The sequence below is a fragment of the Pacificimonas sp. ICDLI1SI03 genome (assembly GCF_054740865.1).
This window is the reverse complement of record NZ_JBSQAU010000001.1, coordinates 1,964,156-1,983,948: the sequence shown is the minus strand read 5'-3', so window position 1 is coordinate 1,983,948 and position 19,793 is coordinate 1,964,156. Positions and strand designations below refer to the sequence as shown.

The 19,793-nt window shown below is 59.3% G+C and carries 19 protein-coding genes and 1 pseudogene; 10 read left to right on the top strand and 10 right to left on the bottom strand.

Annotation, left to right across the window (positions count from 1 at the left end; genetic code table 11):
• Positions 1-180 precede the first annotated feature (180 nt).
• Complete coding sequence (locus tag ACSMXM_RS09635) at positions 181-813, top strand: tyrosine-type recombinase/integrase (protein ID WP_460315734.1); 633 nt, start codon at positions 181-183, stop codon at positions 811-813.
• A 95-nt stretch (positions 814-908) separates the two neighbouring features.
• Here ACSMXM_RS09635 and ACSMXM_RS09630 read toward each other — a convergent pair whose 3' ends face one another.
• The 5 genes and pseudogenes from ACSMXM_RS09630 to ACSMXM_RS09610 all read right to left on the bottom strand — a co-directional run bounded on the left by ACSMXM_RS09630 (position 909) and on the right by ACSMXM_RS09610 (position 5,308).
• On the bottom strand, positions 909-1,196 hold the full coding sequence (locus ACSMXM_RS09630) for a hypothetical protein (protein ID WP_460315733.1): 288 nt from the start codon (positions 1,194-1,196) through the stop codon (positions 909-911).
• A gap of 33 nt (positions 1,197-1,229) precedes the next feature.
• Positions 1,230-1,394, bottom strand: a pseudogene (locus ACSMXM_RS09625) (IS21 family transposase); the annotation flags it as partial.
• A gap of 47 nt (positions 1,395-1,441) precedes the next feature.
• Positions 1,442-1,807 carry a response regulator gene (locus ACSMXM_RS09620; RefSeq protein WP_460315732.1) on the bottom strand — a complete coding sequence of 122 codons (366 nt, stop codon included), beginning with the start codon at positions 1,805-1,807 and terminating at the stop codon, positions 1,442-1,444.
• Positions 1,808-1,999: 192 nt separating this feature from the next.
• Positions 2,000-3,022 (bottom strand): sensor histidine kinase, encoded by a 1,023-nt coding sequence (locus tag ACSMXM_RS09615; protein ID WP_460315731.1) that lies wholly within the window; start codon positions 3,020-3,022, stop codon positions 2,000-2,002.
• 486 nt (positions 3,023-3,508) lie between these two features.
• Positions 3,509-5,308, bottom strand: coding sequence for an SLC13 family permease (locus tag ACSMXM_RS09610; protein WP_460316396.1), 1,800 nt, complete (start codon positions 5,306-5,308; stop codon positions 3,509-3,511).
• A gap of 1,498 nt (positions 5,309-6,806) precedes the next feature.
• On the opposite strand from ACSMXM_RS09610, the gene ACSMXM_RS09605 reads away from it, so the two are divergent.
• From ACSMXM_RS09605 to ACSMXM_RS09595, 3 genes are all read left to right on the top strand, one after another.
• Positions 6,807-7,241 carry a VIT1/CCC1 transporter family protein gene (locus tag ACSMXM_RS09605; protein WP_460315730.1) on the top strand — a complete coding sequence of 145 codons (435 nt, stop codon included), beginning with the start codon at positions 6,807-6,809 and terminating at the stop codon, positions 7,239-7,241.
• A 197-nt stretch (positions 7,242-7,438) separates the two neighbouring features.
• A complete protein-coding gene (locus ACSMXM_RS09600; RefSeq protein ID WP_460315729.1) occupies positions 7,439-7,894 on the top strand; it encodes a universal stress protein in 456 nt (151 codons plus the stop codon).
• A 22-nt stretch (positions 7,895-7,916) separates the two neighbouring features.
• Positions 7,917-10,460 (top strand): cation-translocating P-type ATPase, encoded by a 2,544-nt coding sequence (locus ACSMXM_RS09595; RefSeq protein ID WP_460315728.1) that lies wholly within the window; start codon positions 7,917-7,919, stop codon positions 10,458-10,460.
• Between the two features lie 90 nt (positions 10,461-10,550).
• On the opposite strand, the gene ACSMXM_RS09590 is transcribed toward ACSMXM_RS09595, so the two are convergent.
• Positions 10,551-11,192 (bottom strand): DUF2238 domain-containing protein, encoded by a 642-nt coding sequence (locus ACSMXM_RS09590; RefSeq protein WP_460315727.1) that lies wholly within the window; start codon positions 11,190-11,192, stop codon positions 10,551-10,553.
• A 52-nt stretch (positions 11,193-11,244) separates the two neighbouring features.
• The gene (locus ACSMXM_RS09585) at positions 11,245-11,616 is read right to left on the bottom strand and encodes a hypothetical protein (RefSeq protein ID WP_460315726.1); all 372 of its coding nucleotides are present in this window, start codon (positions 11,614-11,616) and stop codon (positions 11,245-11,247) included.
• 75 nt (positions 11,617-11,691) lie between these two features.
• Between ACSMXM_RS09585 and ACSMXM_RS09580 the strand changes: the two genes are divergently transcribed.
• Genes ACSMXM_RS09580 through ACSMXM_RS09570 form a run of 3 tightly spaced genes read left to right on the top strand, consistent with a single transcriptional unit; the run spans position 11,692 to position 14,784 of the window.
• Positions 11,692-12,510 carry a universal stress protein gene (locus ACSMXM_RS09580; protein ID WP_460315725.1) on the top strand — a complete coding sequence of 273 codons (819 nt, stop codon included), beginning with the start codon at positions 11,692-11,694 and terminating at the stop codon, positions 12,508-12,510.
• Positions 12,511-12,553: 43 nt separating this feature from the next.
• Positions 12,554-13,207, top strand: a complete 654-nt coding sequence (locus tag ACSMXM_RS09575) for a BON domain-containing protein (protein ID WP_460315724.1) — start codon at positions 12,554-12,556, stop codon at positions 13,205-13,207.
• Positions 13,204-14,784 carry a bifunctional aminoglycoside phosphotransferase/ATP-binding protein gene (locus tag ACSMXM_RS09570; RefSeq protein WP_460315723.1) on the top strand — a complete coding sequence of 527 codons (1,581 nt, stop codon included), beginning with the start codon at positions 13,204-13,206 and terminating at the stop codon, positions 14,782-14,784. The genes ACSMXM_RS09575 and ACSMXM_RS09570 overlap by 4 nt, the downstream gene beginning before the upstream one ends.
• A 29-nt stretch (positions 14,785-14,813) precedes the next feature.
• On the opposite strand, the gene ACSMXM_RS09565 is transcribed toward ACSMXM_RS09570, so the two are convergent.
• The 3 genes from ACSMXM_RS09565 to ACSMXM_RS09555 are packed head-to-tail and all read right to left on the bottom strand — an operon-like array spanning position 14,814 to position 16,202.
• On the bottom strand, positions 14,814-15,188 hold the full coding sequence (locus ACSMXM_RS09565) for an Hsp20/alpha crystallin family protein (protein ID WP_460315722.1): 375 nt from the start codon (positions 15,186-15,188) through the stop codon (positions 14,814-14,816).
• 55 nt (positions 15,189-15,243) lie between these two features.
• Positions 15,244-15,759 (bottom strand): DUF6691 family protein, encoded by a 516-nt coding sequence (locus ACSMXM_RS09560; RefSeq protein WP_460315721.1) that lies wholly within the window; start codon positions 15,757-15,759, stop codon positions 15,244-15,246.
• On the bottom strand, positions 15,756-16,202 hold the full coding sequence (locus tag ACSMXM_RS09555; RefSeq protein ID WP_460315720.1) for a YeeE/YedE family protein: 447 nt from the start codon (positions 16,200-16,202) through the stop codon (positions 15,756-15,758). The genes ACSMXM_RS09560 and ACSMXM_RS09555 overlap by 4 nt, the downstream gene beginning before the upstream one ends.
• 393 nt (positions 16,203-16,595) lie before the next feature.
• Here ACSMXM_RS09555 and ACSMXM_RS09550 point away from each other — a divergent pair, with 393 nt between their 5' ends.
• From ACSMXM_RS09550 to ACSMXM_RS09540, 3 genes are all read left to right on the top strand, one after another.
• Positions 16,596-17,828 carry an NAD(P)/FAD-dependent oxidoreductase gene (locus tag ACSMXM_RS09550; RefSeq protein WP_460315719.1) on the top strand — a complete coding sequence of 411 codons (1,233 nt, stop codon included), beginning with the start codon at positions 16,596-16,598 and terminating at the stop codon, positions 17,826-17,828.
• Between the two features lie 139 nt (positions 17,829-17,967).
• Positions 17,968-19,113, top strand: a complete 1,146-nt coding sequence (locus ACSMXM_RS09545; protein WP_460315718.1) for a two-component system sensor histidine kinase NtrB — start codon at positions 17,968-17,970, stop codon at positions 19,111-19,113.
• On the top strand, positions 19,110-19,727 hold the full coding sequence (locus ACSMXM_RS09540) for a response regulator transcription factor (protein ID WP_460315717.1): 618 nt from the start codon (positions 19,110-19,112) through the stop codon (positions 19,725-19,727). Before ACSMXM_RS09545 ends, ACSMXM_RS09540 begins: the two co-directional genes overlap by 4 nt.
• Positions 19,728-19,793 lie beyond the last annotated feature (66 nt).

The window sequence follows — 19,793 nt, the reverse complement described above, 5'->3', positions numbered from 1 at the left end:
GGAAATCTCCCGCAAATGATTAAACACCGTTGTGATCGCAGAGGGCTGTCTAGCAAACTTAGGAAGTTGATGTCCGAACCTTTGGTGTTGGCGCAAAAACCGGACAGTCCGCAACCGGTCCAATCGCGGCGACACCCTGAGCGTTACCTCCTCGGCCAATTTCGGCCGAGGAGAAGAACGATGGGATACTCACGATTTGATCCCGCCATGCAGGGACGCGTGGCCTGGAACACCGGCAAAAATGTAGGAACGAAGCGCCCGCTAACGCAGAAACAGATTTGGGCGATCCGCTTTCATCTCGATCGCGAAGGACGGTTAAGGGACAAGGCACTCTTCGATCTTGCCATCGACAGCAAGTTGCGCGGCTGCGATTTGGTGAAGATTAGGATTGGCGACGTGGTTGCCGGCGCTGACATCCGTAATCGTGCGATCGTCATCCAGCAGAAGACCAATCGACCAGTGCAGTTTGAACTCACCGCAGATGTCCGAGCGACATTGCTAGCTTGGCTGGAACGACGGGGCGGCTCAACAGGCGATTATCTCTTCCCAAGCAGAGTCGATCATGCCGGACACATGAGCACGCGCCAGTATGCCCGCCTTGTCGATGAATGGGTGACTGCGATCGGGCTTCGCAAATCCGAATACGGAACGCATTCGATGCGGCGGACAAAAGCCGCGATGATATATCGGGCCACCGGCAACATTCGTGCGATCCAGATTTTGCTGGGTCATACTAAGATCGAGAACACGGTCCGCTACCTCGGCGTCGATGTCGAAGACGCTTTGCTCTTGGCAGAGCGCACCGAAATCTGATTCATCGAGCGGTCGGCCAGTGGCGCCGGTCGACCGCTTTTAAGGTATTTGCCCCGCAAGGCCGGTCGGCCGACATTAGGGTGGATAGCGGTCGATCAGCTCATGCGATAGATAGCGTGCAACTCACGCAGCATGACCGCGAGATCGGCGTTCTTGCTGGTGTCGGGTTCAATTCCCATCCGCTCAGTCTCGACCGATGTGAGAAAATTCGCGACCTGCTCATCCGGCGCGCTTCGCTCAAGAATGCCAAGAACCGGTAGTGCGTAGCTATCATACTCGTCCGCCGCTTCTCCGATGCCGCGAACGCCAATGGGGTCCCACGCCCAACGTAGGACTACCTCGACCATCCGCAGGCGGGATTTCAGTTCGGTTCGTTCGCTCATGCGCTATTGGTAACCGAGGGACGCTGCGTCGGCTATCACCCGAAACCGGCAGTTAAAGACGCGTTCCTTGCCGATGAACACCGACGTCACCGCCGTCTTCATGTTGTCGTAGATGCCACGCTGCGGCACCCCGCCCAAGAACGCGAAGCCGCGCGCATGTGCTTCGAACAGCATCTCTTGGGTCTCGCGCAGATAGGCCCAGGCATACACCCCATCTTTCAGGACAAACTAAAACTTAAAATGCCTCAAGAAAGTAGTTCCTGCATCGCCCCGCTTATCTTCTCCATCCTGTACGGCTTTGGGTAAAAACGACATCGAGCCGGAAGGTCATCGGGGCTTATCACAGCCTGCCCGGACGTAACGATAATCCCGATTGCAGGCCATCTCGCACGAACCTGCCGCGCAAGCAAAAGCCCATTTACTTTCCCTGGCATATCAACATCCGTAAAGACGATGTCGACCCGCTTCACTCTTTCAATCGTGGCAAGCGCTTGTCCTCCAGTGCCAGCCTCAAGCACTCTGAACCCCTGCGCCTCCAACTGTTCAGAAACATCAAACCTGATCAGGGGTTCGTCTTCAACAATTAAGATGACTGCTGCAGAGGCTTCCATTGGGACGCGATCCTATCCGTCAAATCCCGCCACCTACGGAATGATAAGTTGCGAACGCCCTGCCTGAAGGATTGATCCCTCAAATGCTAAGTTTGCAATGGTCTCATAACGTTCCCTCCCGACGGTGGTGGGCTCTGGCGAGGGCTTCATTACGAAAGCAGTTTCTGTATCAAGCGGGGCTTTCTAGCTGTGCTAACGGCGCGACACCAGCGATCCATCTAACCTGTAGATGAGGCCGGCCGGAGCGTAGTCGGTTGTCACACTGCCATCAAAATAGGATGGCACGACCCGTTGTGTCAGCCGCGATCCAAAACCCAGATGCGAGGGGGCCCGGACTTCCGGCCCCCCGTTTTCAGTCCAGATGAAGGTAAATTCGTTCGTATCCGCCGAGTCCCACTCAATCTTGACGTGACCGTTGGCATTCGAGAGAGCCCCATACTTAACGGCGTTTGTCGCCAATTCATGGACAGCTAAGGATAGTCCAAGAGAGCGCTGAGTTTCCAATCTTACTCGCGGTCCCAAGATCACAAATCTATCGCCTCCTTCATTTAGGGGAGCGACTGCCGTCCTAACGATCGTCTCGACATCCGCAGCCGACCAATCCGTTGCTGTTAGTGCATCCTGGGCCCTTGCAAGCGCCATTATCCGCGCCGAAGTGAGTTCGGCAGCAACCTTTGGATCGGAAGCATTACGTAGGCTTTGAGAAACGATAGCCTGTACCATTGCCAGCGTATTTTTCATGCGGTGAGCGAGCTCCTTCTGAAGGACTTCTTGCTGACGCTCTCGAACTTTCTGGTCTTCTAATAAGTCTTTCTGCCGATCAAAAAGTATCCGCGTTGTTTCCTTTTCCCTGCGAAGGCCTTGGACAGCCTTATGCATCACATCGATTAGCACGATGTCGACACCGATGATGCACGCGTAGAACCCAAGCGCCACGAGGACTGACGAATTTATGTCGAATGTCCACAAGGGCGGAATGAACCAGAACCAGGCCGACAGCCCGGACAAGGTCGCGCACGTGATACCCGGACGGACGCCAGCGAAGAAAGTTGTCAGAATGACAGCCGGGAAGAATGTCAGATAGGGAAAGCCTGCAGGAAGAACATTATGAAAGGCAAACCGCGTAGCCAGCGCCGCTGCGAAAAAAATGATTCCCAGACCCCACGCTATAAAGGGAGACGACCTTATCGCCTCCGAGTGTTCGAATATGCGCATATGCGATCCCCACTTCGGTTGCGCCTTGCCGCGTACGTAGGGCGGGCGCATGAATTTGTGCTCTACGCATGCACCCAATCGAGGGAAAGACCGGAGACCAGCCCCTGCGTAATCTATGTGCCCACATAGAGACGGGGGCACCCGACAAGATGAAAGAGACACTCAAATCATTGGGAATTTTCGGTGCATCTTTAGCATCAACATTCTCGGGAGGGACGCGCATAGGATGGCGGCCCACAACTGTTTTGCGCCCCTCCCAGTCACTTGCGACCATTCGTCAACCGCTCCAAAGCGGAAATCAGCTTATTGAAGCGGAATGGCTGCAATGTTGGACTGGCCCGAACGTCTCCTTTCGGAAGCACAGACCAGAATAACGGACGTTCCGGCCCCTCCGCAGTGCGATTCGAGGTGCTCGCGTGTAGCAGGGGCGTCGTTGAAGTTGGCGTAATATCGGACGATGCTGGCGAGCGGGGCGAATTAGTTTCTCTACATTAGAGTGTTGATCGCCAGACAGGTGGCGAGGCCGACTACTATGTTCATAGGCACGCCTATCTTGACGAAATCCATGAACCGGTAATTGGCTGCACCGTAAACCAGCGTATTGGTCTGATAGCCTATCGGGGTGGCGAAGCTCGCGCTGGCCCCGAACATCACCGCGATGACCAGGTGACGCGGATCGGCGCCGACGCCCTGTGCCAGCCCGATCGCAATCGGAGTCATGATAACCGCCACGGCATTGTTGGTTACCGTCTCGGTCAAGGTGCTGGTAACCGCGTATACGGCAATCAATAGCAGCAACGGCGAGGTCGCGGCCAGCCATGGCTGGATCGCGCTCACGATCAGATCGACAGTCCCCGCGTTTTCCAGCCCCATGCCGAAGGCTAGCATACCAAAAATGAGAACGAGCGTACTGCCATCGATCGAAGCCCACGCTTCTTCAGGTTCGATGCAGCGGGTCAGCAGGACCACTCCAACCCCAGCCAGCGCCAGCCCTTCTATCGGATAGCCAAAGAGAGCGGCAAGAATGACCACGCCCGCCAGCGTCCCGATCGCGATCGGAGCGCGCACGCGGCGGAAAGCGCGCACTGGCGCTTCGCTAACATCGGTCAGCCCAATATTGGTTTGCAAGGACTGTGCGGCGTCATTGCCAGCGGCGATCAGCAGCCGATCGCCCGCACGCACGCGCACATTCGCAAGATCGGGCCCGGCAATGTGCCGAGGCCTCGCCAGACCGAGTACCCTGACTCTGATGCGAGACAGCAGGGGAATATCGGCCAACCGGCGTCCGATGATCGGATGCGATGGCGAAATGACTGCCTGGACCAACCGCAGATCGTCTGGCCGATCTTCTCCCGTCGTCGCTATTCCCCCTCCTACGCCGGTCAGTCCGGTGCTGAAATCATTTGCTTCGGCCAAAGACGCCAGCTCATCCGGACTGGCGGCGACAATCAACTGGTCCCCAGGCTCGAGCATCCAATCTTCGAAGTTGCGTCGTTCTATGACCTTGCCGCGCTGCATACCGACAATCCGGATGCCCGGCCTCCGAAATATCGCTGTGCTGCTCAACTTTCGGCCGATCAGATCGCTTTTCGCGAGCAGCACAAGATGCGAAAGATAGGTGTCGCTCTCGCTTGGCGCATCGAGACCATGGGCGGCGCGATCGGGCAACAGGAAGCGTCCCAGCAGCGCAAGCAAAACCACCCCGGTCGCAGCACTTACCAGGCCGACGGCGGTCATTTCGAAGATGCCGAAGGCTTCCATGCCCTGTGTCTGTGCAACGCCATCCACCAAGAGATTGGTGGAGGTGCCAATCAGCGTCAGCGTGCCGCCGAGGATGGAGATATAAGACAAGGGTATCAGCAGGCGCGTTGCCGCGATCCCCATCACCCTCGCCAGGCGCTGAACAATAGGGATCATCACGATCACCACCGGGGTGTTATTGATGAAGGCCGATGCCAGGATCGTCCCGCCACCAATCTCTGCAACGGCCAATCGTGGCTTGCGAAGCGCTCGGCGAATGACCCAACCCGAGACTTCTTCCAGCGCGCCGGTGCGCAACAAGGCACCCGAAAGAATGAACATGGCGGCGATGGTGATTGGCGCAGGATTGGCGAAAACGTTCATTGCTTCGCTGACAGACAGGTAGCCGAGCATCATCATCGTGATCCCTCCCAAGACCGCAATAACCACAGGCGGGCGGCGCTCCATCGCGAACGCGATGAAAACCACGACAAGGGTGATGAGGCCAATCAGCGCAGAGTGAGCGTCGAGGAAGGAGACAATCATTGGCGGCATCGGCCTTGCTATGCCGTCGTCGCTGATGCGAGACCAGCGGTTCTGGAGAATGGTGGCAGAGGTTATTCTATCGCAGCTACGCAGATGGGTAATGCATATAATTCACCAGCGTTCATTATCAGCGGAAGTTGAATTCCTGTATTCCGAAACGCAGCGTTGGCAGCATGTGGGCGCAATGCTTTCGCGGAAGACTCGGTACGCCATCAGGCGATGCCGCAACTGGCGGGCCTGTATGGGCAAGGACCAATGCAGCTTTCGGAATCAGCGCTGTAGAGGAGATTGCTGCTAACTTCTTTTACTGTGATCCTTTCTGAACTTGGAGGCGTATCCGCGCGACATGCGCAAACCAGCGGTGCCAGCACCGACGTTGCCGCCTCATGCAGTTCTACGGAAGTTGAAACGGGGAAATGGGCGCGTTCGTACATGGGCATCATGCGTCCGACGGTCTCGATCGCGTGCGCAAAGCGTGGATCGGTAGGTTGCGCCGTCGCAATCCACTGCGAGGAGCTACGTTTCTGGGCGGCCGGGATGCCGCACGCTGAGGCTTATCAGTCCCAAGGGGTCATCATCGGAAAGCGGGTTTCCCTATCCCAGAACATTGGACGAACCGCCCGACTTCGTAGACAACAGCTCAACAGTACGCATGATATATGTCCGTGTGACGTCTCACGAGGTTTGGCGGAAACTGGCGGACACAACGCGTATGACCCAGCCCCCACGTCTGGGTGTGCTTTCGTTCGCAGTACGCGCGCGCGCGAGGGACTGCCAAGACGAAAAGAAGGTTATGCGAACTGTTGCCGGCACCTCGTGTTGGTGTCTCATCAAACTAGGACTCCTGGTGGGGATGTTGGCACCGATGCTGGAGCGTCATTTACCGCTTGGTATGAAGGCTTCGCCGGACGGTGGAGACGCTCGTTTCCTAGTAGGGGGCGGCCTCGCGCGCGCATACGCGCGCACCTGTGGGCAAAACGAACGTCGCGTTGCCCTTGCCACCGGGCAGAAGGACGATGTCGTCGCTCGAAATTGCGTACGTTGTCGTCACCTGCCTCGCGCGCGCACGCGCGCGCTTGTTGCGGAAACCAACCGAGGAGAGAGCGGTTCGGTCATTCAGGAGTGCCTGAAGGCTGTGGCCGTTCATCATACCTCGGGGATGAGATCTCATTCGACGCCCGTCGAAAGTGACCGCCGCCATGAGCTGTTGCCACTGAATAGATTATCCGGTGCCCGCAAGCGCGTGCTTATCATCACCTGACCTGCTTTTTGATCAGAACCAATTCTACGAAAATGACGGGCAAGCATCTCTTTTTGGTGCACGAGAAGTTCCGCGATAGAAGCTGGCGAAGGTGAGATAAGCGTACAGCGGTTGAACAAGAATAAGCCTGCCGTCCGCAACGTTCATCCCGAGCTTTTCCCGGTCGAGCGGATCGTGTGGTTGCGTGCGGCAGTTCTCGGTGCGAACGACTGAATCGTATCTACCGCGAGCCTCATCTTGGGGGCTGCGGCCGCCGCGCAAGGCCGCAGCGAGATCATGCTTGCCGGGGTGGCCGGGCTCGTCGCCGCGGCAAGGTCAATGGCCGCCGGCGAATATATCTCAGTCAGCTCGCAGGCGCATACTGAAGCGGCCGATTTGACGCGGGAGCGGGCGGAACTCGCTTCGTCTCCCGCGGCGGAGTTCTGCGAACTCTCCGGAATTAACCAGCAACGCGGATTCGCGAAATCGACAGCAGATGAAGTCGCCCGGCAGATGAAGGCCCACAACGCACTGGGTACACATCCACGCGACGAACTCAGCATGCCCCACTTGACGACGGCCCGACCGATCCAGGCCGCGCTGACTTGGGCGGCGACTTTCAAACACGCCGCCGCGTGTCCCTATCTGGTTGCGAGCGTTTTGCTCTTGGGCAGCCGCTTATCGTTGGCGTGACACTTATCTCGAGGATGTTTCTGGCTGGACTGGGCGCGATCGGCGCCAAAGCTGACGGTGCGCAAGTCACAAGAGCCGTATTGCGGGTAACCTTCTGGAGAGCCGCGCCGATGGCCGTTACCGCCGACATCGGTTCGCTCGTCGGCACAGTCGTTTGAGAAGCGGCTGGCCAGCGCTCCGCGAAGAGAACCGCTGGCATGGATAGTACACCAATCGAGAGGGAGAGCCCGGTGTATTCAAAGATTTTGGTCGCCGTGGATCTGGATGAACCCAGTTCATGGCAAAAGCCCATGGCCACGGCTTTGGCCCTCGCAGATTGTTTCTACGCCAAGGTCGCGCTCGCCTATGTGGTGCCGGACACTGTGCTGATGGTGCAGGCGCAATGGTCGGTATCGTCAGTTCGCGCTTTCATAGAGGACGCGCGGACCAAGCTGAGGAAGGTCGCGCGCGATTACACCGCCGACAGGGAGGTTGAAGAAATTGTCAGAAGCGGCTCCGTCCATGCCGGGCTGATTGAGGCTGGCGAGATTTTTGAGGCCGATCTGATCGTGCTGTCGTCGCACCGACCGGAAATGAAGGACCATCTGCTGGGCGCCAATGCCTCGCGCGTCGTCCGTCATGCGAAGTGTTCGGTGATGGTTGTGCGCGGATAACGCCGGTGCAAAGGCAACAAACATGAGGCGCGAGGTTCCGCCGGAACGTGAAGCGCTGCTCCGCGCCGGCGAGCTGGAAGGCATCACCGATTCTGAAGCCACCGCGCTGCGCGAGCGTTTCGGCAACAACGTCATCGCCGAATATCAGGCGAGGTCGGCGCGCCAATTGGCCGGCGATACTGCACACGATCCGATGCTCTGGTTTCTGCTGGTCACGAGCATTGTGTTTGCCGGCCTGGGCGAGTTGTCGGATGCCGCTGTCCTGATGCTTGCCCTGATGCCGCTCATCGGCATGGATTTCTACCTTCACCGGCGGACCGAAGCGTCGCTCAAGGGCCTCAGAAGCGCGCTTGCGACGCGAGCCGTCGTGATCCGTCGCTCAGGGCAGCGGGCTGTTTCGGCCGGTGAACTGGTCGCGGGTGATCTGGTGTCGGTCACTGCCGGCGAGGCGTTTCCGGCGGATGGCGTAATCGTGGCGGGCAATGACCTGCAGGCGGACGAATCCTCGCTGACCGGCGAAGCGTATCCAGTCGCCAAGCGTCCGGTGTCGCCTGGCGAGCCCGTCCTGGTCGAGGAAAACTGGATCTTTGCCGGCACGCGTCTCCTGACCGGGGCTGCGCACGTACGGCTCCTCTTTACGGGACGGGAATGCCTTTATGGCGAAATCGTCGCCGCCGCGACCGGGACACGGGACGAGCGGACGCCGCTTCAACTCGCCGTTGCAGGGCTGGTTCGCCTGCTGCTGATGGTCGCGGTGGCGATCTGCCTGTTGCTCGCCGGGATCCGGCTTTACCAGGGACATGGCCTGATCGACGCATTCCTGAGCGCCGCGGTCCTAGCGGTCGCTGCCATTCCCGAAGAATTTCCGGTGGCACTGACCTTCTTTCTTGGCGTCGGGGCCTACCGTCTTGCCAAAAGCAAGGCCTTGGTGCGCCGCGCCGTGGCCGTGGAAAATATCGGCCGGGTCGGGGTGATCTGCAGCGACAAGACCGGCACCATTACAGAGGGCCGGTTGCGCTTGCAGGAGCTGCGAGGGTTTGCCGAGACGAGCCCTGAACGCCTGCTGGAACTGGGCGCAAGGGCTGCGCGCGAAGCATCGCACGATCCGCTTGACGAGGCGCTTAGGGCCGCAGCCCCGCTCGCTCCTTCCGGATGGACGCTTGTCCGGACCTTTCCTTTCACCGAGGCGCGCAGGAAGGAGGTGGCGATCTGGGAAGCAGGATCCGGAACGCTCGCGGTCGCCAAGGGCGCCCCTGAAACGATTGTCGGCCTTTGCGATCTCTCGCCTGCACAGCACGAGCAATTCGACAAGGTGCTCGCGGAGCTATCGTCGAGCGGACAGAAGGTCATCGGCTGCGCGTTTCGACAAGACCTCCAAGGCGATGTCGAGCCTTCAGACGGCTTCACTCTCGCAGGTCTAATCGGGATCGCCGATCCGGTTCGCGAGGGTGTCCGCGACGCGGTCGCAATCGCACAGGGCGCAGGCATCCGCGTTGTCATGGTCACCGGAGATCATCCCCGCACGGCCGAGGCGATCGCCCGCGAAGCTGGGCTGGCTACAAATCCGACAGTAATATCGGGCGACGAACTAGAGCAGCGCATTGACGCCGGGGAACGCGCGTTCCTGTCTACACTGGACGTGATCGCCCGGGCCTCCCCGTCCCAGAAGGCAAAGCTGGTCAGAGCCATGCGCGAGGACGGAACGGTCACGGCAGTGACGGGCGACGGCGTGAACGATGTGCCGGCGCTCAAGGTGGCCGATATCGGCATTGCCATGGGTTTGAGGGGCACGCAAAGCGCGCGCGAAGTTGCCGCCATCGTGCTGATGGACGACAATTTCGCTACGATAATCAAGGCTATCACCGAGGGACGCCAGCTGTTCGCCAATCTCAGCCAGAGCTTCGCGTTCCTGCTGGTCGTGCATATTCCCCTCGTGACGACGGCAGCGACAATTCCGCTGCTCGACTTCCCCCTGCTTTACCTGCCAATCCACATCGTAGTACTGGAACTGTTCATCCATCCGGCGGCCATTCTCGGGTTCCAGCAGAAACCCGGGCCGACCGTCACGAAAGGCGTCCCGCGAGGGGCAGGGTTTTTCAGCGCACGCCAGATTACTGTCATCTGTGTGACGGGCCTGGTGGTGGCGATCGGCGTCGGCTGGCAATTCATCTCTGCTCTTGGCGAAGGAGCGAGTATCGGGGAAGCGCGAACGCTGGCATTCTTCGTCTTGCTCTCAGCCCTGTCCGCGACGCTTGCTATCCTCAGTAGCCTCAAAAACCTCTCTTCCAGGCTGGTCGTGTGCGCCGCGGCCGCTTTCGTGCTAGCGACAGCTTGTGTGCCTGGCGTGGCCAGCTGGTTCGATTTCACGGCTGTGGGATGGAAAGCCGGATTGCTGGCTTCCGGCCTGGGCATTCTGTTCGCTTTGCCGAATACAGCTTTCCGATTGGCGAATAGCTCAGACTCGCATCAGAAGGGTCGCGCACGTGAAGGGGAATTGCCGCTCAATCCAAAGAAGCGGCTTTCCTTCAAACGAGGTCTCGGGCGAAAAGGTGATCCTCGCGCTTGAAGCGGTGTGGTTCACGTATCTTGTGCTACACCCTTGTGAACTTCTGGTAGAATTTTCCGAACGGGCTTCTTATCTTGCCCAGCGGACGTCTTACACTGTCCAGCGGCCCGTTCGTTTCTGTCTCCACAGCCGCCGAAGCCTGCGCTGCGATAACGAAATTAGAAAATGGCATAGGATCACCCCCGCCACTGCGGAGGCCAGATCCTTATATGGGTCAAGTGTGTCGCCTTGCGTAGCCAGATAGGCGGCGCCCGAATAGGAACCTGCAAGTTCCGCCAGCAACCATTCGCCGATTTCAAAAAGAGCGGCGAACGCCAAGAGGATTGAGGCGCTGATAAAAGTCGACCCTCGCAGCGGGCGAGCGATGTCTCTTACCACGTCCTCTGTGACAGGAAGCACGAGGAAGCCAAAGGCGAAATGCACGATCCGGTCATAGGGGTTTCTCGTCAGGGCGAGTTCCTGCGCGACCCATTCGCCCGCCGGGACCCTGGCATAGCTGTAATGGGCGCCGATTAGGTGAAGAAGGGCGAACAGAAACAGCATCAGCATCGCCGGGCGCGATAAAGCCTGTTGTCCCCAGCACCGGTATTTCCACAGAACGCCAGCCACCAGCACGACCGGAACGTTTTCCAACAGCCAGACAGACCGGTCGAAGGGGGCCAGGGCCAGCGAGATCCACAATAGCGCGAAGAGCCCGAAAAGACAGGGAAATGAGGAAAGCCTGTCCTTCATCATTTCCCAAGTTCGGACGCTACGCTTTATAGGCGCGGCCATAGCCACGACATTATCGGCCGACCGTCAATGCCAAGCCCGCGCCCGCGGCGGCGGCGATGGCCACGCTCAAAAGCGGATGCAGCCGGAGTTCGGTCATGGCGCTGTCCTTCTTTCCGCGCGCATAATCGCGCAATTCCATGGCGTTTTCACGGATGGCGTCCGCGGTGCCGTGCACAGTGGTAAATGCCTTGCCTGCGGCCACGCCGCGTACGGAATTCGAAAGTTCCCGCAGATCGGACTTCAGAGCTTCCACGTCTTCGCGAATGGTCTCCAGCTCAGGCTTAAAGTCATGATGTTTATCGGACATGTTTGTATCCCTTTTTGCAAACGGTAGCGCCTCTTTGCATGTCTCCGTCGGGTCGGATTGACGCAGGTCAAGCAATGAGTCGCTTCGTCGTCGCAAACTTGTTCCCGGACCCGGCGAACATTCCGGGCGGTTCAGAAAGGGAACATAATGATGAAAAGCATTTTGCTGCATATGAATGAGGATGCGGCGCAGTCATCCCGCCTGGAAGCAGCGCTGGTGGTAAGCCGGGTCCTTGGCGCGCATCTGACCTGCTGCCACTCCATTGCGATCTCGGCTCTGCTCGTTGATGCTTATCCCGTTGGCGTATGGACGGGCTTTCCAACTGACGAGCTTCGCAAGCAGTCGGAGGAGGCATGGCAAGCATTTCGCGACAAGTGGGAGGCCAAGCTTGAAAGAGAGGATGTGCCATGGACCTGGTGCCGGCTGCACATCGACGCGCTTCACGGCCTCAGGCGAAAAGCGCTTCTGGCAGACCTGACGGTTGTCAGTCTGACCGACGAAGATTGCGGTCCGCTAAGCAGCAAGCGCTTTCTTGCCGGCGCCGTCACAGGGATCAGCGGGCCCGTTCTCGGTATCCCCGATCCCTGCGAACGGTTCGAACCAAAAGGACAGGTGCTGGTGGCGTGGGACGGGACGGAGGAGTCCGGCCGGGCGCTAAGGGCGAGTGTGCCGCTGCTGAAACAGGCAGAAAACGTGCTGCTCGTCACGGCGGGGGAACAGGTGAGCGGGCGAGAGGATCTGCGATCAGCCGCCACCTATCTTGGCTATCACGGCCTGGAGGTCGAAATCGACGAACTGGTTGTAAGGGGATCCGACTCCGCCACGATCCTGGATGCGGCGAAGGGCATCAATGCCGACATGATCGTCATGGGCGCCTACGGCCGGTCCCGCATGGCGGAGATGATGCTGGGCGGCGTCACGCAGCATCTGCTGACCCAGCGGAAGTTCCCGGTTCTGTTCAATCATTAGCGGCCGTCACCTTCAGGTGCTTTCCACACAAGGAACCATGATGATGTCGAAGGACCAGGAACTGAAACAGACGATCTTGGCGGCGCTTGAGTGGAGCCCGCATGTCGATCACGCCCATATTGGCGTCGCCGTGGAAAACGGGATCGTCACCTTGACGGGCCATGTGGACAGTCAGTTTGCTCGCGCGGCGGCCTTGGAGGCGGTACGCCGTCGCCGCGGTGTAAAGGGGCTGGCGGACGAGATCGAGGTTCGTCTGGCGGTCGGGCGGGCCATCGCGGACGATCAGCTTGCGGCTGCAATCCGCAGGCTGCTTGAGCATACCTCCAGCATACCCGAGGAGCGTATCGGCATTGAGGTTCGGAAAGGCTTCGTGAAACTGACCGGCACGGTCGAATGGCCCTATCAGCGGCTGATCGTAGAGCAGCAGGTCAGTTCAGTGCCGGGCGTGACCGGCTTGTCGAACGCGATCCATGTCACGCAAAGGCCGTCCTGTGCGGCCGTCAGGCGCGAAATCCGCCGCGCACTGCATCATGAGGCTGACGAAGAAGCCGGCCAGATCGAGGCAGAGGTGGAGGGGGGCATCGTCTATCTATCCGGCGCTCTTCCCACGCAGGCGCAAAAGGCAAAGGTAGAGGATGCCGTCTGGCTGGTTCCCGGCGTGACTGAGGTCGTTGACAAGATCGAGGTTTTCCGATGAACGGCCTCGGTCGTCAGGCCAGCGAAGGGTCGCAGGATGAGGTCGTCGCTTTTCTGTCATCGCCGCGCACCTATGGGGGGCGGGCGCCGGAACATGTGACTACCCATATTTCTCACATCTTCCTGACCGAACGGCGAGCCTACAAACTCAAACGCGCGTTGAAATTGCCCTTCGTCGATTATCGCGACGTTCAGGATCGCCGCGCCTTTTGCAGGCGGGAGGTTGCGATCAACCGGCATGCCGCACCCTCGCTTTATTTGGGCGTGATACCCGTGACGTATGAGGCGAACGGGCGCTTGGCGCTGGACGGCGATGGCCAACCAGTGGACTGGCTGGTCGAAATGCACAGGTTCGACAGGAATATGCAGTTCGATGTGATGCTGGATGGCGGTCGTCTGACCGAAGATATCCTCAACAGGACCGGCGATCGCATTGCTGCGCTGCATATGGACGCCGCCATTGTCCGTGTCCACAATGCCGCGCGGGATTTTCGTGAGATACTAAGGAACCTCGCAGCAGATATTTTCGCAAATGTCGAAACCGGGCAGGTGCGTGATTGCCAGGGGTGGGCTTCGGCGGCGATGCAGACCTGCGCCCGGCAGGCATTTCTGATAGATAGGCGTGGCCGGCATGGTTTTGTGCGCTTTTGCCATGGCGATCTTCATCTTAGTAATATCTGTCTGTGGGACGGAGTTCCCACACCGTTCGACGCTGTGGAATTCCGCGATGATCTGGCGCGCATAGATGTCGCGTACGACCTGGCGTTCCTGCTGGCGGATCTGGAATTGCGCGGTCACCGTGGAAAGGCACAATTGCTGTTGTCGCGCTATCTGTCGGCAACACGGGACTATGCCGGCCTGACGTTAATACCGCTATTCCTGTCGGCCCGGGCCATGGTCCGGGCCCTGACGAGCGCGATGAAGGGCCATCCCACCGCCCACCATATCGAGTGGGCAGGCGAGATGCTTGCGAGCAGAAAGCGCGCGCGGCTGATTGCCATTGGCGGGCTTTCCGGCACCGGTAAAACGACCTTGGCGCGAGAGCTGCTGACCCTGCCCCGGACGATCACGATTTCCAGCGATGTCGTCCGCAAGCGCATGTTTCATGAACTGCCGGAGCGGGTTCTCGGCGAAGCGGCCTATACTGCCGCCGTGAACGGCGCCGTTTATCGCCGATTGAGGCGGGACTGCGCCCGCGCTTTACGCACAGGCTGGAATGTCATCGTCGATGCCACGTTCACAGATGCTGGCGAGAGAGCGGCGATCCAGCGGCTCGCGAAGGATGCCGCCGCTGACTTCTCCGGCTTCTGGCTGCAGGGTGATGAGGCAACGCTTTCGGCCCGTCTGGCGGCCCGGCCGAAGGGACCGTCCGATGCGGACCGCCCGGTCCTGAAGCGACAGATCGAAAGCGGCACGGGGCCGATAAATTGGCACGTCCTCAACGCTTCCGCACCTGTTCTCGATGTCCTTAGCGAGGTGCAGTTGCGGCTATGCGAAGAAGCTCGCGGACACGGCGTTGGGGGTGCGAAAACGCGGTGTCCGCGAGAGTTGGCCGATGAAGCAAACCAGACGGAATGACCCGCCAGTTCGCCTGACCGGCAAGGCGTTCAACTCAGCTTGATGCGCCGGCTGCTGGGCTTCTCTTCGGCAACTTTGGGAAGGGTGACCTTGAGGACGCCATCCTTGAAGTCTGCTTCTACCTTCTCCGGGTCCACATTGTGGGCGAGGCCGATCGCGCGCTGGAACGTGCCGAAGCTGCGTTCGACAAGACGATAATTCTCCTCTTTTTCTTCGCGGCTGGTCTTCTTCTCGGCGCGCAGGACGATCTGGTCTTCCTCGACCCGCAAGTCGACGTCATCTTTGGCCACGCCGGGCAGTTCTGCGGTCAGCTTATAGGCGTCGTCATTTTCGCTGATGTCGATCTTCGGGCGCAGCGCCAGATTTTCGCCGCTGTCGCTGGCAAGGCCGAAATCGTCGAACATGCGGTCGATCTGGTGCTGCAGGCTGCGGAAGGGATGGATGGCAGGAAACCGGTTGCTACGCATCATGGGAATAAGGGACTGCTCGTTCATGGATCTTGCTCCTCTGATCTGGTGTGCGGCGTTTGCCGCTCGGATCATTGTGCACTGATGTCGCGGGCGGGTGCTTGACCGTGGTCAACTTCTGCAGACCCATTCCCGCTATCATCGCTAGGATAAATATGGCGGTCTGCGGATTGTTGAGTGCCAGAGCGGCAAGTGCCGTACCCGGACAATAGCCGAAAAGACCCCAGCCCGCGCCGAATATCAGAGAGCCAAGGATCAGCGGTGTGTCCACCTGCCGTTTCTGTGGCCACAGAAATTGCTTCGCCAGGATCGGGCGGTGACACTCGAACAGCAATTGAAAACCGAAATATGCAGTCGTGACGGCACTGAACAGGACGAAGCCGAGACGAGGGTCCCATGGGCCGACAATATTCAGAAAGCCCTGGACCTTCGCTGGGTCGATCATGCCCGACATGACCAGGCCCAGGCCGAAGATCAGGCCGCAGACCAAGGCGAGGAGCAGGGTCATGATCCCATCTCGATAATCACGGGATGGATCACGCTCGCCACGAACATGCCCGTTATCATGAACATGCTGACGGCGGCCAGCGAACGGGGCGAAAGTCTGCCGAGGCCACAAATGGCATGACCGCTGGTACAGCCCGAACCCAACAGTGCTCCATAACCAACGAGAAGCCCGGCAATGGCGGCGGTCCAGGGACCACCCGTCATGGTGATGGCGGGAAGCCGGCCGCCGAACAGGCTGAAAATCAGGGGCGCCGATACCAGTCCTAGAATGAACACCAGGCGCCAGGTGCGCTCTCTCGTCGGTATCCGACCAAGAACGCCGGCCAGTATATCGCTGGCACCAAGAATGCGCCCATTGAACGCCATCAGGGTGACGGCGGCACCGCCGATCAGAAACCCGCCCATCAACTCCGCTAGCGGCAGGGCTTCGCTGAGATACGGCATGGATGTTCCTCCGGCGGCTTACGCAGCCCATCTATCGCAGGCAGCGTGGATCGGCTTGATTCTGGTCAATATGAGTGCCGCGACGGCCCCTAACATTGAGGTGGTTTCCGCGTGCTCCTCGCCCAAAGGAAGCGCGGTACTTCTCCGAAAAAGGAAATAAGTTTGTGTGGGACGAAGCTGTAACACCCGCCTGCCACTGGGAATATTGCCTGCCCGGCTGGTCGAGCGTGCGATGCGAAGCACCGCAGGCCGGCGGATGGAGTGCCAATGCCGTGCGATAGCGCGGGTGCCTTAATGCCAGCCTCTGGCGGGGTCTCTGCCTCCCTCCCTGTTCCCTCTATCGGCGCAGTCCGCGCTGATCGAGGCCTGCCGCCGAGAATCGAACATCAAATCGTGATCGTGGGTGCGGGCACTGCCGGCATCACGACGGCCGCCGTTTTGCTGCTGCGTGAGCGGGGACTCGATATCGCCCTTATCGAACCGAAACGGGTTCATTATTACCAGCCCGGTTGGACCCTGGTTGGCGCCGGCCTTTACCCGCATTCAAAGACGGAACGCTCTATCGAGGAGGTGATGCCAGAGGGTGCGGTGCTGATTGAGGGGGAGGTCTGCCGCTTCGAGCCGCGACATGATCAGTTGGTCCTGCGCGACGGGCGAACTGTCTCCTACGCCGTGCTGATCCTCGCAATGGGGATCGAACTTGACTGGGCGGCAATTCCGGGACTGACCGAGACATTGGGCCAGAATGGCGTCGCGTCCAGTTACGATTTCGACGCTGCGCCCTATGTGTGGGATCTGATTCAGGAATTGGGGAGCGGGCGCGCCTTATTCACTCAGCCGCGAATGCCGATCAAATGTTCAGGTGCGCCGCAGAAGATAATGTACCTTGCCAGCGATTTTTGGCGCGGCGAAGGGAAATTGGGGACGATAGAGGTGGAATTTCACACCCCCGGCGCTGCCCTGACCGCAAATAGGGATTTCCTGCCAGAGCTTAGCCACTATGTCGGTCGATATGGCATCAGTCCGCATCTTGGCTCGTGCCTGATCGCGGTGGACGGACCCTCTGGGCAGGCGACCTTTGAGAAGCTGACTGCGGATGGGAAGGTTCGGCAAGAGGTCAGGCATTTCGATTTGCTGCATGTCGTCCCGCCACAGCGTGCTCCGCAGGCCCTGCGCGAAAGCGAATTGAGCAATGCGGAAGGCTGGGCGGCGGCGGACCCGGAAACGCTGCAGCATGTGGGCTTTCCGAACGTGTTTGCCTTGGGCGACTGCTGTTCCGCCCCCAATGAAAAGACGGCGGAGGCAATCCGCGCCCAAGCGCCCGTTCTCGCCGGAAATCTGATCACCTACCTGGGCGCGGGTGGCTTGAAGCCTGCTTATGATGGGTATGGCGTATGCCCTATTACCGTTGCGCGCGGCAGAGTTTTGCTCGCGCAAACTGGTTATCGCGGCAGATCTTTTTTTCCGTTCCCTCGTTCCGCAAACAAACCCGTCAAGGCGACCCGGCTGGGCTGGATTCTGGAAAGGTACGTTTTTCCTAAGACCTATTGGACGGGGTTGTTGAAGGGCAGAGATGGATGGCCGAGGGGTAAGCCGTACACCCGCCCACTGAAAAGGAATCCCTAATACTCTGTCCATACTTAGAAAGTATTGGGTCGAATGTCATCGTAAATTCAGTTGCCCCTTCAGGGATTGTCTTTTAAAGAACAAAGCTGGCCGGCATTTCCGGCTTTGGGGCTGCTCATAATAAAACTGGAGCTTTGCGATGTCCCGGTCCGGCATGGCCCCTGCGCGCCTGGGTGATAATCAGGCGCCCCGCGATTTGCTTCTGAAGGCGCTTCTCGCCCTTTCTCCTGATGCGGTGATCACCATCGACCGCCATGGCAAGATCGATTCCTTGGGTCAGGCGGTGGTGACGATGTTCGGCTATCTGCACGAGGAGTTGGCAGGACAGAATGTCTCCATGCTGATGCCGTCGCCCGACCGGGAACGCCATGATGCCTACATCGAACGCTATCTGAGCACCGGCAACGCCCACATTATCGGCGCAGGCCGCCAGGTACGGGGGCGGCGGAAGGACGGGACGCTCTTCCCCCTGTTTCTGCGCGTGGCCGAGATCTCCGAAGGCGGCGGACCAATGTTTCTAGGTATATTGCACGATTTGACAGAAGAGGAGATGGTCAAATCCCGCGAGCAGGAATTGCGCGCGGCCATGCAGGACATGTCCCGCGTCGCGTCCTTGGGCGAACTGGCGACCCAGCTATCGCATGAGCTGAACCAGCCCCTTACCGCGATCAGTCAGTATTCCAGCGCCCTGGATGCCTTGATCGCAAAAGAAACGACCGACCTAACGAAGGTCCGCAGCCTTGCGGGAAAGATCGGAGCGCAGGCGGAACGGGCGGGCGACGTGGTGCGATCGATCCGGCGGTTCGTCCGTGCGGAAACGGGCCAGCGCCAGCCGTGCGAGGTCGAGACGCTGATTTCGGAAAGCGTCGACCTTTCGATATTGGACAGGGAATTGGAGCGGATCGACATTTACTTTGACGCCCCAGCCGACCTTCCCCCCATCCTATGCGAGCCGGTGCAGATTCAGCAGGTGCTACACAATTTACTTCGCAACGCCGTGGAGGCGATGGGCGAAACCAGCGAGCCCGTGCTGCGACTGTCCGCACGCCGGGCCCCGGATGACATGATACAAATTGCCATAGAGGATAACGGCGCTGGCATCGCGCAGCATATGCGTGACCATTTGTTCGAACGCTTCAGGACCGGAAAGCGGGATGGCCTCGGCATTGGCCTTGCCATCTGCAAATCGATCGTCACTGCGCATGGCGGCCGGATCGAGGTTCGCGATGCCTTTGGCGGTGGCACCTGCTTCTGTTTCACCATTCCCGCGGCGTACGGCGCGTGACTGCGGGGAATGTTCTCATTCTTGATGACGACGAGGCTGTCGTCGACGCGCTGACCATCCGCCTGGAGATGGAAGGCTATCATGTTAGGGGTTTTCCTGACCACGCCTCGTTCCTGAAAGCCGACCATATCGAGGCTGCCGATTGCCTGCTGCTCGATCTACGCATGCCGGGCAGCGACGGCCTGACTGTCCTCAGGAAAATGCGACAAGTGGCTCCGGCCTTGCAGATCATCATGATGACGGGCCATGGCGATGTTGAGGTCGCCGTTGCGGCCCTCAAGGAGGGGGCAACCGATTTCCTTGAGAAGCCTTTTGCTGACCGGCGACTCCTCGAGACGGTCGAACAGGCGGTGAATGCGAAACGGGCCCTGCATGTCGAACCCGGAGGGAACGATGGCGCTCGCGCGCGTTTCGAAAGCCTAACGCCGCGTGAAACGGATGTATTTCACGAACTGGTTGCTGGTCATCCGAACAAGATTATTGCCCATCATCTGGGGTGCAGCCAGCGTACCGTAGAAATCCACCGGTCCCGCGTCATGTCGAAGATGCAGGCGAATAGCCTGGCGGATCTCGTCCGAATGGCGGTTCAGCACAATCTAACGCTTGGCAAGTAGGTACTAACCGCTACGGAAATGCCGGCGCGCGGCGGGGCATAGCTAGTTCCCACGACTCAAAGCGCG

Bases quoted from the DNA above. Each gene is read 5' to 3' on its own strand.
- ACSMXM_RS09580 (WP_460315725.1), top strand. From the start codon at position 11,692: ATGAAAAGCATTTTGCTGCATATGAATGAGGATGCGGCGCAGTCATCC.
- ACSMXM_RS09575 (WP_460315724.1), top strand. From the start codon at position 12,554: ATGTCGAAGGACCAGGAACTGAAACAGACGATCTTGGCGGCGCTTGAG.
- ACSMXM_RS09635 (WP_460315734.1), top strand. From the start codon at position 181: ATGGGATACTCACGATTTGATCCCGCCATGCAGGGACGCGTGGCCTGG.
- ACSMXM_RS09620 (WP_460315732.1), bottom strand. From the start codon at position 1,807: ATGGAAGCCTCTGCAGCAGTCATCTTAATTGTTGAAGACGAACCCCTG.
- ACSMXM_RS09565 (WP_460315722.1), bottom strand. From the start codon at position 15,188: ATGTTCGACGATTTCGGCCTTGCCAGCGACAGCGGCGAAAATCTGGCG.
- ACSMXM_RS09555 (WP_460315720.1), bottom strand. From the start codon at position 16,202: ATGCCGTATCTCAGCGAAGCCCTGCCGCTAGCGGAGTTGATGGGCGGG.
- ACSMXM_RS09610 (WP_460316396.1), bottom strand. From the start codon at position 5,308: ATGATTGTCTCCTTCCTCGACGCTCACTCTGCGCTGATTGGCCTCATC.
- ACSMXM_RS09600 (WP_460315729.1), top strand. From the start codon at position 7,439: ATGGATAGTACACCAATCGAGAGGGAGAGCCCGGTGTATTCAAAGATT.
- ACSMXM_RS09560 (WP_460315721.1), bottom strand. From the start codon at position 15,759: ATGACCCTGCTCCTCGCCTTGGTCTGCGGCCTGATCTTCGGCCTGGGC.
- ACSMXM_RS09545 (WP_460315718.1), top strand. From the start codon at position 17,968: ATGTCCCGGTCCGGCATGGCCCCTGCGCGCCTGGGTGATAATCAGGCG.
- ACSMXM_RS09590 (WP_460315727.1), bottom strand. From the start codon at position 11,192: ATGAAGGACAGGCTTTCCTCATTTCCCTGTCTTTTCGGGCTCTTCGCG.
- ACSMXM_RS09570 (WP_460315723.1), top strand. From the start codon at position 13,204: ATGAACGGCCTCGGTCGTCAGGCCAGCGAAGGGTCGCAGGATGAGGTC.
- ACSMXM_RS09595 (WP_460315728.1), top strand. From the start codon at position 7,917: ATGAGGCGCGAGGTTCCGCCGGAACGTGAAGCGCTGCTCCGCGCCGGC.
- ACSMXM_RS09615 (WP_460315731.1), bottom strand. From the start codon at position 3,022: ATGCGCATATTCGAACACTCGGAGGCGATAAGGTCGTCTCCCTTTATA.
- ACSMXM_RS09630 (WP_460315733.1), bottom strand. From the start codon at position 1,196: ATGAGCGAACGAACCGAACTGAAATCCCGCCTGCGGATGGTCGAGGTA.